General features: G+C 50.4%; 13 protein-coding genes. 7 read left to right on the forward strand and 6 right to left on the reverse strand.

What is annotated here, in order from left to right; genetic code table 11:
- The first annotated feature begins 152 nt into the window (after positions 1–152).
- From GC101_RS28915 to GC101_RS28925, 3 genes are all read left to right on the forward strand, one after another.
- Positions 153–1,169 (forward strand): LacI family DNA-binding transcriptional regulator, encoded by a 1,017-nt coding sequence (locus tag GC101_RS28915; protein WP_171720207.1) that lies wholly within the window; start codon positions 153–155, stop codon positions 1,167–1,169.
- Positions 1,170–1,512: 343 nt separating this feature from the next.
- Positions 1,513–2,262, forward strand: a complete 750-nt coding sequence (locus tag GC101_RS28920; RefSeq protein ID WP_171720153.1) for a helix-turn-helix domain-containing protein — start codon at positions 1,513–1,515, stop codon at positions 2,260–2,262.
- A gap of 120 nt (positions 2,263–2,382) precedes the next feature.
- Complete coding sequence (locus tag GC101_RS28925) at positions 2,383–2,973, forward strand: chloramphenicol phosphotransferase CPT family protein (RefSeq protein WP_171720208.1); 591 nt, start codon at positions 2,383–2,385, stop codon at positions 2,971–2,973.
- 143 nt (positions 2,974–3,116) lie between these two features.
- Here the strand turns inward: GC101_RS28925 and GC101_RS28930 are convergent, their stop codons facing one another.
- Positions 3,117–4,127, reverse strand: coding sequence for a ketoacyl-ACP synthase III (locus tag GC101_RS28930; protein ID WP_171720154.1), 1,011 nt, complete (start codon positions 4,125–4,127; stop codon positions 3,117–3,119).
- A 202-nt stretch (positions 4,128–4,329) separates the two neighbouring features.
- On the opposite strand from GC101_RS28930, the gene GC101_RS28935 reads away from it, so the two are divergent.
- Genes GC101_RS28935 through GC101_RS28945 form a run of 3 tightly spaced genes read left to right on the forward strand, consistent with a single transcriptional unit; the run spans position 4,330 to position 6,065 of the window.
- Entirely contained in the window at positions 4,330–4,908 is a 579-nt protein-coding gene (locus GC101_RS28935) for a TetR/AcrR family transcriptional regulator (protein WP_042139865.1), read from the forward strand.
- 3 nt (positions 4,909–4,911) lie between these two features.
- Positions 4,912–5,415, forward strand: a complete 504-nt coding sequence (locus tag GC101_RS28940; RefSeq protein WP_171720156.1) for a flavodoxin family protein — start codon at positions 4,912–4,914, stop codon at positions 5,413–5,415.
- Positions 5,412–6,065 carry an NADPH-dependent FMN reductase family protein gene (locus GC101_RS28945; protein WP_171720157.1) on the forward strand — a complete coding sequence of 218 codons (654 nt, stop codon included), beginning with the start codon at positions 5,412–5,414 and terminating at the stop codon, positions 6,063–6,065. Before GC101_RS28940 ends, GC101_RS28945 begins: the two co-directional genes overlap by 4 nt.
- 1,086 nt (positions 6,066–7,151) lie before the next feature.
- On the opposite strand, the gene GC101_RS28950 is transcribed toward GC101_RS28945, so the two are convergent.
- From GC101_RS28950 to GC101_RS28970, 5 genes are all read right to left on the reverse strand, one after another.
- Positions 7,152–8,495, reverse strand: a complete 1,344-nt coding sequence (locus GC101_RS28950) for a glycosyl hydrolase family 28 protein (RefSeq protein ID WP_171720158.1) — start codon at positions 8,493–8,495, stop codon at positions 7,152–7,154.
- Between the two features lie 145 nt (positions 8,496–8,640).
- Positions 8,641–9,756: a glycoside hydrolase family 88/105 protein gene (locus GC101_RS28955; protein ID WP_171720159.1), complete on the reverse strand. Its 1,116-nt coding sequence runs from the start codon at positions 9,754–9,756 to the stop codon at positions 8,641–8,643.
- Between the two features lie 46 nt (positions 9,757–9,802).
- The gene (locus GC101_RS28960; protein ID WP_171720160.1) at positions 9,803–10,678 is read right to left on the reverse strand and encodes a carbohydrate ABC transporter permease; all 876 of its coding nucleotides are present in this window, start codon (positions 10,676–10,678) and stop codon (positions 9,803–9,805) included.
- 21 nt (positions 10,679–10,699) lie between these two features.
- Positions 10,700–11,668, reverse strand: coding sequence for an ABC transporter permease (locus GC101_RS28965; protein WP_171720161.1), 969 nt, complete (start codon positions 11,666–11,668; stop codon positions 10,700–10,702).
- A 116-nt stretch (positions 11,669–11,784) separates the two neighbouring features.
- Positions 11,785–13,344 carry an extracellular solute-binding protein gene (locus tag GC101_RS28970; RefSeq protein WP_171720162.1) on the reverse strand — a complete coding sequence of 520 codons (1,560 nt, stop codon included), beginning with the start codon at positions 13,342–13,344 and terminating at the stop codon, positions 11,785–11,787.
- A gap of 1,049 nt (positions 13,345–14,393) precedes the next feature.
- Here GC101_RS28970 and GC101_RS28975 point away from each other — a divergent pair.
- A complete protein-coding gene (locus GC101_RS28975) occupies positions 14,394–15,173 on the forward strand; it encodes a PhzF family phenazine biosynthesis protein (RefSeq protein WP_171720163.1) in 780 nt (259 codons plus the stop codon).
- Positions 15,174–15,231: the final 58 nt, after the last annotated feature.

The raw sequence follows: 15,231 nt of genomic DNA on the forward strand, positions 1-15,231 counted from the left end.
ACTTGTTTCGGCAAGTTGAATAGACTCTAGAAAGAACTATTTCTTAGCAGCAGCCGAGTGTCCGATGAACGGCCCTATAGCCTGAGAAACCCTGGCATACCCGTCTTTTGGCCCTGTTACAACTATTAAGCGGGGGTGACTTTAGCATGCAGATGAATATCAAAAAAATTGCCGAAATGGCCGGGGTCTCTGTATCCACAGTTTCGAAAATAATGAATAATTACAGCGATGTTTCCGAAAAAACGAAGCAAAGAGTGCTGGAGATTATCGAACAAACCGGATATACCCCCTCAAGCTCCGCCAAGACACTGGCTACCAAGAAGTCGAATCTGATCGGGGTTATTTTTGCCGGTGAGCTGAATGTGGAGTTTACCCATCCCTTTTTTGTAGAGGTACTGAATTCCTTCAAGAAGCAGATGGGCGTGCTGGGTTACGACCTGATCTTCTTTTCCAATGAGAAATTCATCAGCAGCGGCGATTATTTCTCGCGTTGCCTGCATTTCCATGTGGATGGCTGCGTCATTATTTCCGGACAACAGATGGAGCCTGCCATACAGGATCTGGATAGGAGCAATATTCCCTGCATCGGCGTTGACCTGGAGCTGACCGGCAAGAAATCCGGCTATGTGATGTCGGATAATTACCAGATTGCCTCCAAAGTGGTGGAGCATTTCTATCTGCTCGGCCACAGGGAGCTTGGCTTCATCGGCAGTACGGCCGATTCGGATATCTCCAACCGGCGCGAAGCGGGCTATGTCAAAGCCATTGCCGGTTTCGGTCTGACGATGAATCCCAATTGGTTCGTGCATGGTGATGATTTCTTCGAGCCCAGCGGCTACGCCGCCATGAAGCAGCTGATCCAGACCGGCAGTCTGCCGCAAGCCATCTTCGCCGCCTCCGATCTGCTCGCCCTGGGAGCGGTCCGCGCCTTGAAGGAGCATGGCCTCCGTGTGCCGGAGGATGTCGCCATCATCGGCTGTGATGATATCGAGGCCTGCCAGTATACCAGTCCGACACTGACTACAATCCGCCAGAACAAGGAACGGCTCGGTGTACTCGCGGCCCATATGCTGTTCGATCTCATTAACAATCAGTCGGAAGGCGGCTCCTTCGTGGTTGAGCCGGCGCTGATCATCCGTGAATCCTGCGGAAGCGGGTTGAACCGCTGAGCTGCGCCTTCTTCCGGGTGCAGCTTACTACCTCCCCTCTGTTTCATCATTCCGTGCTTACCTGAACCATACTGAAACCGCTTTCGATACTATAATCTCTCATTTGATGGGATGGTTCAAGGTACCGTTTTTCTGGTTATGGGGACCATTTTTCGGCTTGGTCCCCATTATTTGTGTTTAAAAGCGAACGGGCAGGATTAAAGTTCAAACTGGACAATTCTACCGGCAGTTGAATAAAGCGCATGTGACCCTTCAACCATCGCTTGATAGGATTGCGTTTGCGAAAATGCTATGCTGTTTTCGACAGTGCGCACTGTACATTTTGTTTCATTGGAGGTATACAATGCTCGACTTGCGTAAAATTGGAGCTTATATTTCGAAGCTTCGCAAAGACCAGGATCTGACCCAATTGGAACTTGCCGATCAACTGAATGTAAGTCATCAGGCGGTATCGAAATGGGAGCGAGGCGAATCGCTACCGGATATCGGAACGCTTCCGCAGTTTGCGAGGTTATTCGGCAAAACGGTAGACGACATTCTAAATGCAGGTGACAACACAGAAAATCGGGAGCATCAGCACCTAGGAACGATCGTTGAGGAGATCGCAGAGAACAGGCCGGACCAAGTTGCAGAGATGGTCAATACCGGTGAGGTGGAGATGGAAGAGCTTGTAGAGTTAGCGCCGTTTGTAAAAGCAAGCGCTCTGCATAAGGTTACAGAACGAGTAGACAGCAGCATCCTTAACTTAGACGTGATCATGCGGCTGGCTCCGTTCCTTGGAACAGGTATACTGGATGAACTGGTTCATCAGGCAGATGAGGGCAGCGTGAGCTGGAATTCCGTTCAGGGGCTGGCACCCTTTATTAGCAGAGAAACGTTAAGCCGCTTGGTAGAGCGGGTTACAGATGGCACCATCGATGCGAACCGGATCATGAGCCTCGCACCTTTTTTGGACAGGGAAAATCTCGAGAAGTTGATTAATGGAGTCGAAGCTGAGCAGCTTAGCCCAGATCTGCTGGCAAGCCTTGCTCCTTTTGTCGATCAAGGGACATTGAGCAGAATGGTGACAATCTTATTGAATAAAGTAAAGTAGACACGTATAGCGGGGACCGGAGAATGGTGATGCCTCACAGCAGAGCCTTATTTTTTCATGAACTTTGTGAATATGACGTTATCTGAAAGTGCGCAAAACTTATATGTGAGGGTGATTCGTTTGAAACAAGGACTTATTGTATTCTTAAACGGAACTTCAAGCTCAGGAAAGACTAGTATTTCTATGGAATTGAAAAAGCAGAAAGAGATTCCTTTTCATCATTTATCCATAGATGATTTTTTTGGTAATTACAATGATTTTATTGATAATAAATTTCCAGATATTGAACCTACAAGAGAAGTGGATAATGTCGGACAAATTCTTTTTGATCCCATAATGTCAGTGTACTATGCAACAATTAAATTATTTTCAGAAATGGGCTTGAATGTCCTCGTCGATACCGTAATCGACAATGACAAGCGGTTTAATGATTACCTTGAGCTATTGTTCGATCATCCTACATTTTTTGTATGCGTGTTATGCTCGAAAGAAGAACTTACAAGAAGAGAGCAACTCAGAGGAGATCGAGAGATTGGACTAGCGAATTCCCAGTACGACACAATATATTCCTTTGATGAATATGACCTTGAAGTAAATACGGAAGAGTTGAGTCCCGCAGAATGCGCCGATAAAATATTAAGTTATATTAAATCCGATCAGGATTACTCAGCATTTAAGAAATTAAGTAAGAGAGAGATTAGCATTTCATAGAAGGCGAAAAACAGCGGCAGTCCAGGACTTTGTTTTCTCGTCCACGGCTGCCGCTGTCTTCCATAGTTGTGGCTAGTCTAATACATATCTCACGACATCTGACGATTTAATGATTCGGAAACCGCCTTGATGCAGAGTGTATATTAAAGAGGTGTTGGGGCAACCACCTGCGGGTCCAGTGACAGGCTGACCAATTGGCCCGCGTGGGTGAGACCTGCACCGAATCCGTACAGCAATATCCGCTGTCCATTCTGCACCTTTCCTTCGCGGATGCCCAGATCGAGGGCAAGCGGAATACTGGCCGCCGAGGTGTTGCCGAAATATTCAAGGCTGTACAGCGCTTGTTCGAACGGGTACTTCAGCCGTTCACAGATCGGTTCAATCATCCGCAGATTGGCGCTGTGCGGGATGAACCAGTCCACTTCCGCAAGATCCGCTCCTGCGTTCTGCAGCACCTGCTGCACCCCCTGCGGAACTGTCCGGACCGCCCACTTGAAGACCTCACGCCCGTTCTGTACCAGCATGCCAGTAGCGGCAAGCTCCACTCCGTTCACCTTGTCCGCCAGCCCCGTGCGGTAGACATGCTGCGCTCCGCTCCCGTCGCTGCCGAGATTGAACCCTAAGAAGTGATCTTTATCCCCGCCGCTCTCCACCAGCACAGCTCCTGCACCATCACCGAACAGAATACTGGTACTGCGGTCAGTGTAATCGGTGATTTTGGACAGCGCGTCAGCGCCGATGACCAGCACTTTATGATGTAGTCCCGAAGACACCAGCGCATGAGCCGTATGCAGAGCATAGACAAACCCCGCACAGGCGGCACTCATATCTATCGCTCCCGAAGTAAGCGGAATGCCGAGACGGTTCTGCACAATGGCTGCCACGGAAGGAAAAGAGAAATCGGGCGTACTGGTAGCCACGAGAACCATATCGACATCCTGTATACTTTTGCCATAACGTTTCATCAGATCCTGCACGGCGGCGGCACATAAATCACTGGTATATTCATCTGCGCGGCTGATTCGGCGCTCCCGGATACCTGTCCGCTGAACAATCCATTCGTCATTGGTATCGACCATTTGCTCCAGATCAGTATTCGTAAGTCTCCGGGACGGCACATAAGAGCCAATCGCTGTAATTCTTGCACCCTTCATGAATATCACCTCATCATTAGTCATAGTATCTGATATTAGTACTTGGTACTAATAATAACTTAAACTGAATTACTTTGCAAAAAAATTACAGGTGAGAATGATTTCCAGATCTCCTGGTGTGATCAATGTATCTTACCATCGTAAAGATTCAGTGCTACAATCTTTACAGTGTAAAGATAACGGAAAGGAAGGCTGCAGGAAAGTGACGGATAAACCCTACCACCACGGCAATTTACGGAGCCAGCTTATAGAAGCAGGCATTAAGCTTATTAACACAGACGGCATCAACAGCTTTTCCCTGCGTAAGGTCGCAGCCGAATGCAAAGTCAGCCACACCGCCCCCTACAGCCATTTTAAAAATATAGATGAGCTGGTATCCGCCATGGGTGAGCATGTCACAGAGCAATTTATGGAGTCCCTGCGTGCATCCGTTCAAGGACAGGAGGACCGCCAGGAAGCGATGTTTCAGCTGGGGCAGGCTTACATTGATTTTTTCATGGAGCATCCGCAATATTTCCAGTTTTTATTCTACCACTCAGGCTTAGTCATTGATTTAGACAACTATAATTCCGACAGTTATCCGCCATTCGTTCTATTCCGGACCACTGCCTATCAATTGTTCACGAGCATCGGACTGCCGGAAGCAGAGTTCTCCCGTCAGTTGATTTCACACTGGGCGATGGTGCACGGTATTGCTTCACTGCTTACCAATAACGGGGTGCGTTATTCGGGGAACTGGCGTGATTTGTTAGCGCTCGAATCTGTAGTTAAGGAGACATGAACCATGAGAATGATTGTGCACGATCTGCAGGAGCAGGAATTCGCAGGATGGGCAGAGGGCGGGCAAGGAGAGCTTACTGTTATCTCGGACAATGGTACCATCCGCCAGTGTATGGGCTGCTTCGGCTGCTGGACCCGGACGCCCGGAGCATGCGTGATACGGGATGGCTATAACAATCTGGGTGAGCTGTTCTCCAAAAGCGATGAACTGATTATCATCAGCAAATGTATGTACGGCAGCTACAGTCCTTTTGTCCTGAATGTGCTGAACCGGAGTATTTCCTACGTCCTCCCCTATTTTGTCACCAAGAATGGAGAAACCCATCACCGCAACCGGTATGATCACCAGTTCGAATTATCGGTGCATTTCTATGGGGACGACATCACCGAGGCTGAAAAAGACACAGCCAGATCGCTGGTCGCCGCGAACAGCCTGAATTTGTATTCTGCAGGAAACCATGTGTACTTCCATGACAGCCTGCACAGCATTAAGGAGGCGATCCAATGAACATCGCCATGATCAACGGCAGCCCCAAGCCCGTTAACAGTAACTCAGGTATTTTGTTGAAAATGCTCGAGCCGCTTATCCGCACGGGGAATGAACTAACCTACTATAATCCGAACAAAAGACCGCTCACCCCTGCGCAATACAGCGAATTGTGCCGTATGGATGTGCTGGTGATTGCCTTCCCGCTCTATGTAGATGCCATCCCTTCACACTTGTTCAGGCTGCTGGCCACCCTCGAGGAATACCTTAAATCAGAGCAGGAGCAAGAACAGGAAGAACAGGATATCTACGTCTATGCTATGATCAACAATGGCTTTTATGAGGGCAGTCAGAATCACATTGCTCTGGATATCCTTAAACACTGGTGCACACGGACCGGTGTTCATTTCGGGCAGGCGCTGGGTCAAGGTGCCGGTGAAATGCTGGGCTCCCTGGAGAAGGTCCCTCCCGGCAAGGGTCCGCTTAAGAACCTGGGAAAAGCAATGCACAGCATGGCCGCTAATATCCAATCCAGAAGCGCAGATGATTCTATGCTGTTCAGCCCCAACTTCCCGCGCTTCGCCTGGAAATTCGCCGCGACCCACTCCTTCTGGAATGCTACCGCCAAGAAGAACGGCTTGAAGAGAAAAGATATACTCAGAAGGCTGTAAAATATACTGAACGCACGCCAGTACAAGTATTGATCGTAATGGTTGTTACGCCGGGCCTTGCGCCATACGTTCCGGGTCGCCGCCCGGCAGCAAAAGTTGCTATATAAGCTGAACTTAAGAATGACAGTTAGCCGATTAACACCCCTGTGCCGAGCAAGGAATTCGCAATAGAGCAGCGCAATAGAGCAGCGCAATACAGCAGGATAGATTAGATTCTTAAGTTCATTCTATAACTCTAGCTGACGTCCGCCTGCGGAGGCCGATGTAAATGAGGGTACTTTGACGTTGATCCGAATGCGGTTGCAAATACGGTTGCGAATGCGGACACGGTTGCAGATACATCTGCCTATAAAAGTACAAATGTTGTACGTATTACAACTCGGATACATAAATACCGGGATATTCGTAAGGATTGTTGTAGGAAATACAACAATCCTTCTGCTAAACCGCTTGAAGCAGGGGAAATGCTGCCTTTTGTACAACAATTCCGGATTTAACCCGCTATCACGAGGGAATTGTTGTATTTCGTGCAAAATTTCAGCTAACTATATTGAACTTAAAAACTGACTGGGGATTACGCTGCACACTCCGGGTTACCGCCCAACAGCAAATGCGGATGTTAGCCTGTGTTGCAGACGATTGCGCCGCAAAGCAGCTCCTCTAGAGTTAAGGAGTGCGGATGCACATTGCTGAATAGTTGTATTTCGTGCAGTTAAAAGACGGCGAAAAACCGGAAAAGCAGGAATAACTGTATTCTGTACAATTAAAATAGAGAAAAGTGTCTCTTTATAGCATAGGAGAGTTAAATAAGTGTATAGAGTGCAATTAAACCTCCCCTCGGGCAATAATTGATCATTTTAGTTGTACAAAATACAGTTATATAGAACTGGAGTGAGCGTCCAGCAGCAGACAACCTGCAACTTGCTTCCAGTGCAGCGGATGGTACAGCAGCGCTACACTGATCATACATACAAGAAGAGCCCAGTCCCCTAACAGGACCAGGCTCTTGTGTATATAGTTTTTTCACTAAGGTCAGAGAGTATCATCCGCTCTTCCCCCCATATTCCGCCCAATTGATGCCCGACTTCATTTCCCCGCCAGTTCCACCGTAACCTGCTCCACCAGCTTCTCCGGCTTCGCTGTGTTCCGCGACCGGCAGTTGAGAAACTCCACATCTTCCCCGTTCTCAACGTAAAAGGCCGGTCCTTCGTGATTCTCAATACTGACCTGCTGAAATTGCACATCGCGGACATTGCCCAGGTAGAATCCCCGGCGCTGCATGTTCTCGATGCCTGTCATCATATCAGGATGGCCGGGCACTGCATCTTTCGCCATCGAAATATCAATATTAGTGAAGGTGATTTCCGATACATACTGCTCGGCAAGCCCGTACAGGAATCCCGCCGCAGCGTGGACATTACGCGCTGTAATATTGGCATAATGAATCCGCCGGAACTGCGGCGTCTCCTCCGTTACCGGATATGGGTTCTTGTCCCAAACATACTTCTCCTTGCCCCGCGGCCCGCAGAAATAATACAGGTTAAGCGTGAAGGGACAGATCACATCCTCCATCACAATGTTGCTGACACGGATATCTTCAATGATCCCGCCGCGCCCTCTCCGCGATTTCATGCGGATGCCGCGGTCCGTCTGCTTGAACACACAATTGCTGATCGTCACGCCCCGGATATCGCCGCTCATCTCACTGCCCAGCACCACCGCACCGTGGCCGTGGACCATGACGCAGTTCGTAATCGTGATATTCTCGCAGGGAATCCGCTCCTTGGTGTCCTCGGTGCCTGCCTTAATGGCAATGCAGTCATCGCCCACATCGATATGGCAGTTGCTGATGCGGACATCACGGCAGGACTCAGGATTAATGCCATCCGTGTTCGGCGAATCCGCCGGATTCAGAATCGACAGATTATCGATCATCACATTGCTGCAGCCGATCGGATTCACGGTCCAGCTGGGTGAGTTGATCAGCTGGACATCCCTGATCGTTACCCGGCTGCAGTTATCGAAGCCGATTAATCTCGGGCGGGGATACTCCAGCTCTTCCGGGTGGTTCCGGTGCTTCTCCCACCAGGGCGCACCGTTTCCATTAATGGTTCCGCTGCCTGTGATGGAGACGTTGGTCAGATCCGCTCCATATATGCAGGCCGCGTGCACCTCCTGCTTCACCCCTTCCCACCGTGATACCACGGCCGGGTAATCCTCCGGATCGGTACTGAAGGACAATACCGCTCCTGCACTTAAATGCAGCTGAATGTTGCTGCGCAGGCGCACTGCACCTGTCACAAATGTACCGGCCGGAACATACACCGTGCCTCCGCCGGCGCTGTACGCTGCCCAGATGGCGTCCGCAATCGCTGCCGTTGCCGGAACCCCGCTATCCCGGAGCGCTCCGTAATCCGCAATATTAAACACTGCGCGCCTCCTTTCTACTAATCCACTGCTGGTCCAGGTAATCCACTGCCGGTCCAGGCAGCCTCAAGCTTTGCTGCGCTTTCCGCCGGATACAGCCACTTCAAACTCCACTACGATTCTGCCGAACCGCCAGCCTCAGGCTCTGCTACACTTTGGCCGGGTACAACGCCTGCATCTCCACACAGGCCATCACCAGCGCCCCTACTCCGTGCAGGTCATTGCTGACCTTCGGGCGGGTTACATAGTTACGGTAATCCCCTGCTGAGGTCCCGATGCAGATATCCGGCAGAATCAGCCGGTCCTGCTCATCCCACTCCAGCACCTGAATTAAGCCTTCGTAGCCTTTCCGTGCCGCCGCTGCAGCTGCAGCTTCAGCCTCCGCCGATAGAATGCCCAGCTTCACCGCTTTGGCAATCGTGTAGACGAACAGGCAGGAGCCGGAGGTCTCCAGCCAGTTATCCGGCTCATTTCCCTTATCGACCACCTGATACCAGAGACCGCTCTGCGGGTCCTGATAGCGGATCAGCGCCTGCACGAAGCCGCTCAGCTCGGTTGCCAGCTCCGCGCGCCCCGGATCCTTCTCCGGCAGCTCATCCATAAACTGCGAGAGCGCCAGCCCGTACCAGCCAAGCGACCGGCTCCAGAACTCCGGCGAGCAGCCGGTTTCCGGATTCGCCCATGGCATACGGCGGCTCTCATCCCAGGCATGGTAGAGCAGGCCGGTAGTCTCGTCTTTCATATATTTGCGCATCAGCCGCTCCTGGTGCAGCACCGCTGCACGCAAGTCTTCTTCACCATAAGCGTTCGCATATTTCAGAGAGAAGACTCCGGCCATATACAGCCCGTCGAGCCACATCTGATTCGCATATTTGTCCTTATGCCAATAGCCGCCTTCGGAGGTTCTGTTCAGCGTCCGCAGCAGATTCCTGAGCTTAGCCGCAGCCTCCCGGTACTTCAGCTTGCCGGTCCGTTCATGCAGCGTGAAGAGCAGCAGCCCCGCTTGTACGGCATCCAGCTCATCCCGGGCAAAATAGAAATTGCCGTATTCATCTACCAGATCATCCACATACTGCTGGATGTATTCGATATAGCGGTCCTCTTGGACAGCCTCCCACAGCAGCTCCATCCCGCATAGAAACACGCCTTGGTGATAATGCCAGCGGTGCGCAGGCGGAAGCTCCCCCGCTTGATACGTATCCATCAAAGAATCACAGGCCTTTTGCGCCCATTCTAAAGGTGTTTGCGGCAGACTGCCTATCATTGTTATACCCCTTTCATATTTCAGAATACCCGGCCTGCCCTCAGCATCAGCCCTTCATCGAGCCCAGCATCGCGCCTTTGGCGAAATGCTTCTGCAGGAACGGATACACCATCAGAATCGGCAGCGTTGCTACCACGATAACAGCCATTTTGATCGTCTGATCCGGCGGCGGAACCGTGCCATCGAGTGTTGCACTGTGATCCATCCCGCTCGCCAGGACGACAATCTGTCTCAGCAGGACCTGAATCGGCCACTTGGCGCTGTTATCCAGATACAGAATGGCGCTCATATAAGTGTTCCAGTAGGTCACGGCGTAGAACAGGGAGATGGTCGCAATCGCCGGCAGCGACAAAGGCAATACGATTTTGAACAGAATGCCGAAGTCGTTACAACCGTCGATTTTGGCCGATTCCTCCAGCCCTTCAGGAATATTCTGAAAGAAGTTCTTCAGGATAATCATATTGAAGGCACTGATCGCCGACGGGAGAATTAATGCTGAATACGAGTCAATCAGGCCCAGCTCTTTGACCACCAGGAACGTCGGAATCATTCCGCCGTGGAACAGCATCGTGAACACCACCAGGAAGTTAAACACCCGGCGTCCGTCCAGATCCCTGCGGGAGAGACCATAAGCCATCAGCGACGTAATGAACATACTGAACAAAGTCCCTATAAGCGTTACCCCGATCGACACACCTAGGGCTCTGAAGATCGTATTCGTTGAGAAAATAAATTTGTAAGCCTCCAGGCTCCACACTTTCGGAATCAGTACAAATTTGTTAGCGGCCAGCTCAGCGCTGGTTGTGAAGGAGCCTGCTACTACATGGACAAACGGAAGCACCGTTATCAGAGCGATGAGTGCAAGCAGTGTAAAGTTGACAGCGGAGAATATTCTGCCGCTAATCGTACGGTCTTCTACCATTTCAATTCCTCCCGCGGCATTTTAATAAACGCCTTCTTCTCCTATTTTCTTGGATACCTTGTTGACGGTCATCACCATGATCAGACCCACGATCGACTTGAAGAAGCCGATGGCTGTACTATAGCTGAACTGCCCTTGCCGCAGCCCGGCGGTGTAGACATACGTATCGATAATTTCCGCAACTTCCCGGTTCATGGAATTGAGCAGCAGATAGACGTGTTCGAATCCAAGATCGAGAACGGAACCGATTTTCAGAATAAACAGGGTAATGATAACTCCGCGGATCGCCGGCAGTGTAATATGCCAGACTTGTCTGAGCCTTCCGGCTCCGTCCATACGCGAAGCTTCATAGAGCCCGGGATCGATCGCAGCGATAGAAGCCAGATAGATAATCGTTCCCCAGCCCGCTTCCCGCCAGATGACCTGAATGATGTACATCGGTCTGAACCAGCCGGGACTCAGCAGGAAATTGATTTTGGAGAATCCGAAGTAGGCCAGCAGTTCGTTGATAATCCCCCCGTCCATCGTCACCATGACGAAGGAAATCGAAACGACGATAACCCAGGACATGAAGTGAGGCAGGTAGACCAGGGTCTGGAAGAATCTTTTGAAGAAAGTGCCTCTGAGTTCATTGAGCATTAATGCGAGAATAATCGGAATCGGAAAATAAATCAGAATATTCATCCCGAACAGAATCAGGGTATTCCCCAGAATGTTCAGGAAATCGGGTTCGGTGAACAGCCGGCTGAAATGCTTCATTCCAACCCACTCGCTCCCCGAAATCCCTTGATAAGGCTTGTAATCCTGGAAGGAGATAATCAGTCCGTACATCGGCAAATATTTGAAGATAATGAAATACAGCACTCCGGGGATCAGCATCACATAGAGTAGCTTGTTTCTCCACAGCCTTTTCTTAAGCTCACTGCTGCTCTTATAGCTCTTAGGCTTTGGTTCGGGAACTACGCGGGGCTGGGCGGTAACTTCCTGCATGATTCTCTTCCTTTCTCTGTAAATTCTTCTATATTTGAAAAAAAGGCTGCCGAAGCGCTAAGCCAAGCAGCCTTCTTTCATGTGTTCAGAGCGCAGTCAGAGCTGCGGCGTTCTGCTTATTTTTTGTACGCGGCATTGTATTCTTCGATGATTTGAGCCCCGCCCCGGCTCTTCCAGCTCTCGACTTCTTTCTCGAAACCGGCTTTATCGAGCTGGCCATACATGTATTTATAAGTGGCATCCGTAATGATCTGCTGAAGCTCAACACCCTTGGACGTATAGGTTGCCGAATCCAGCGCCGCCGTAGGATCTGCGACCCCAACCTTCACATTCTCCAGCACCAGCTCTTCCGCATGAATGCGGCCCGGCAGCACGTTCAGACTCTGGTACATGCCGTTCGTTTCGTATTCGCCGATTACGCTGTCCTTGAATCCTTTGACTTCACGTTCGATCAGCTCTTTATTATCTGTTGCTTTGGCTTTGCCGTCTTCCACGGTATAGTGTGTTCCTTCAATCCCCCAGTACATCAGGTTGGAGACTTCAGGAGTCATCATGTAATCAAAGAACTTCAGAATCTTCTTCAGCTCTGCTTCATCCTTAACCGCTGATTTCGGGAACAGCACTACGTTGTTATAGCCGGGAATCATCCACTGGGCGAACTTGCCGTCAGGTCCGGCCACCATACTGTGTGTGTCCAGCACAGCATCCGGAACGTTCTTGATCAGGTCCTTGTTCAGGGAATCGATATCCTGCATGGAACCGCCGATATATAGTCCTGCTTTGCCACTGGTGAACATATTTACCGCATCCGTTTTACTGGTTGCTGCAAAGTCCTGGTTCATGTATCCGCCGTCACGCAGGTTTTTGAAGAAATCCATAGTGTCAAAGTACTGCGGGAAGGTGAATTCCGGTGCCAGCTGGCCGTCCTTCTCCGCCCAGTTGTTCGGTGTGCCGAACCAGGAAGAGACGGTTTTGAACGCACCGTACACCAGCTCATTGCGGTCAACCACCCCGATCGTGTCTTTTACACCGTTGCCGTCAGGGTCCTGCTCCGTGAAGGCTTTAGCCATTGCGAACAGTTCCTCGGTATTGGCCGGTGCTGCGAGTCCCAGCTTATCCGCCCAGTCCTTCCGGTAGATAATCCCCTGGCGGGCCAGCGGACGGCCGATATACAGGGTATACAGCTTGCCGTCTACCTTGGTGTTATTGAGGATTTCCGGTTTCAGCTTGTTCAGGTTGGGGAATTCGCTGAGGAGCGGCCCGATCTCCCAGAACTGTCCGTCCTTGATCGCTTCCTTCATCTGCAGGAAGGTCGTCTGATTCTTCAGATAGGTAACCTGCGGCAGTGAGCCTGTGGCGAAGGAGGAGTTCAGCTTCTCTTCATAGGTATCCGCCGGGAAAAACTGATAAGTCAGCTTCGTATTCGTTAATTTCTCCACTTCCGTCTTGATCGTGTCCGGTGGAGTATCTGTCGTGTTCAGCGGGAGCATGATTTTGATCTCTGTCGGCTTCTCCGGTTCTGCTGCCGGCTCTGTAGCCGCTGCCGTGTTGGTTCCGGTGCTTGCACCTGGATCTTTGGTTGCCGCCGCCTCATTATTGTTGTTGCCGCCGCATGCGGACAGCATGCTGAGTGTCAGCAGCGAGCTGAGGAGCAGGGTGAAGGATTTTTTCGTCATTCCTTTTTGACCTCCGTTTAACTTGTATTGGTTACAAGCCTCACATTACAGTCCACGGAGGATTACGAATACAATCATTTACTCATAAAGGCGCGCTGGGGCTGGGGGTGTGGGTTAATGATTATCGTGTGATGGGGGGAGGGGGATATACATTGGGAAAACCACTTGGGAGCGGCGGCGGGCGGGACTGCGTGAGCTTTGGACTTCCGGCCGCTGTTAGGTTTGGATTTCTTGATTCGGACCGCTGCTTGCGGTAGAAATCCAAACCTAAAGGCGGACGCTATCGCTCCTACAGTTCCAAACCTCCCTCCGTCCCTTTCTGCCGCTCCACGGGTGGGCCCTTTCAATGTATATCCTTGAAAGGGGAAGCAAAGTGCATGTCCCGCCGCTTCGCTCGCGGCGGGGCTGGGATTTGAGTGCTGAGGGTAGAACCTATGGAGCTGGGAATAGATCGGCAGGGCTGGGGAGCGGCGGCGGGCGGGACTTGATTAAGAACTGGAAATAGTGTGTTAAGGACGGGGATGAAGGAGCGCCGGGGTTATGATTAGAGCTGCAGAGGGGAACGGGAGGTGAGCAAACACATTATTACTCAAAAATCCTGCACCAAATACAACATTTCCTTCAATAAACTGGCCGAATTTCAAAATTGTTGTACAGAATGCAGCATTTCTCCTCCAACTGGCGGCACAGCGGGGAAATTCTTGTATTTCGTACAACAATCCTTCGGATTACCCGGATATCTGTGAACCAAAGTTGTATTTCGTACAACAATTTTGTGGATACAGAGTGAACTTAGCTGCAATTGGCGCACTTACCACCCATTCTCACCCTCTTCAACTAACGAAACAACGCCCCTCGCCAATCAGCAACCCGAGCAACCCAAGAACTTCTTCGACTGGGCAGTTGTACAGCGGCACAATGGAGTGATGAGAATATCGTCTGCCGCTTGCGTGTTGGATTAGATTCTTCATCGCTTTTATAGTACAGAGTCGTAAACTATACGAGTATACAGTAAAATGATAGGTAATTTAGTTTTTGGAGGCGGGTATATGAAATATTATGTTGTGGATGCATTTGCGGAGAAATTATTCGAAGGTAATCCCGCGGGAGTATGTATTATGAAGGGCTGGCTTCCGGATGAGACAATGCAGCAAATTGCTGCTGAGAATAATCTCTCGGAAACAGCTTTTGCCGTCAAGGAGGGGGACCATTACCGGTTACGCTGGTTTACTCCGGCTGATGAGATTGAACTCTGTGGCCATGCTACTCTCGCAACAGCTTATGTCCTGGCTAACTTTTATGAAACTGATGCAGCAAGCTTTAAATTTCAGACGATGAGCGGTGAACTGGTTGTTCTAAGAAAAGGGGAGTATTACGAGCTGGATTTCCCCAGCAGGATGCCGGAGCCTTGGACATTAACCAGTCAAATGGTTGAAGCTCTCGGCATTCAGCCGGTAGAGACTTATTTAGGCAGAGATTTAATGTTCGTGCTGGAAAAAGAAGAAGATGTGCTTAACGCTGCTCCTGATTTCTCTAAACTGCGGCAGCTTCCCGATGGACTCGGGGTCTCGATCACGGCCAGAAGCGAAACCTATGATTTTGCTTCCCGCAGCTTTTTTCCTAAGCTGAATGTGAATGAGGACCCTGTATGCGGCTCTGCTCACTGTAATTTCATCCCCTATTGGGCAGCGCGGCTTGGTAAGGACGAATTAGTAGCCCGGCAACTCTCCAAACGCGGAGGAACATTATATTGTATAAATGACGGGGATCGTGTAAAAATAAGCGGCTCTGCAGTTTTATATGCTGTTGCTGAGCTTCAGATCGGTTAAGAAAAAACAGTTTTTCACAGTTAAGCCCCACTGCGGGCTTCTGCGGCGGGGCTGGTGA

The organism is Paenibacillus phytohabitans (genome assembly GCF_013141775.1).
GTDB lineage: Bacteria > Bacillota > Bacilli > Paenibacillales > Paenibacillaceae > Paenibacillus_AQ > Paenibacillus_AQ phytohabitans.

Excerpts from the sequence above, each read along its gene's own strand:
- GC101_RS28975 (WP_171720163.1), top strand. The coding sequence starts at position 14,394 with ATGAAATATTATGTTGTGGATGCATTTGCGGAGAAATTATTCGAAGGT.
- GC101_RS28930 (WP_171720154.1), bottom strand. The coding sequence starts at position 4,127 with ATGAAGGGTGCAAGAATTACAGCGATTGGCTCTTATGTGCCGTCCCGG.
- GC101_RS28970 (WP_171720162.1), bottom strand. The coding sequence starts at position 13,344 with ATGACGAAAAAATCCTTCACCCTGCTCCTCAGCTCGCTGCTGACACTC.
- GC101_RS28955 (WP_171720159.1), bottom strand. The coding sequence starts at position 9,756 with ATGATAGGCAGTCTGCCGCAAACACCTTTAGAATGGGCGCAAAAGGCC.
- GC101_RS28945 (WP_171720157.1), top strand. The coding sequence starts at position 5,412 with ATGAACATCGCCATGATCAACGGCAGCCCCAAGCCCGTTAACAGTAAC.
- GC101_RS28960 (WP_171720160.1), bottom strand. The coding sequence starts at position 10,678 with ATGGTAGAAGACCGTACGATTAGCGGCAGAATATTCTCCGCTGTCAAC.
- GC101_RS28940 (WP_171720156.1), top strand. The coding sequence starts at position 4,912 with ATGAGAATGATTGTGCACGATCTGCAGGAGCAGGAATTCGCAGGATGG.
- GC101_RS28965 (WP_171720161.1), bottom strand. The coding sequence starts at position 11,668 with ATGCAGGAAGTTACCGCCCAGCCCCGCGTAGTTCCCGAACCAAAGCCT.
- GC101_RS28920 (WP_171720153.1), top strand. The coding sequence starts at position 1,513 with ATGCTCGACTTGCGTAAAATTGGAGCTTATATTTCGAAGCTTCGCAAA.
- GC101_RS28915 (WP_171720207.1), top strand. The coding sequence starts at position 153 with ATGAATATCAAAAAAATTGCCGAAATGGCCGGGGTCTCTGTATCCACA.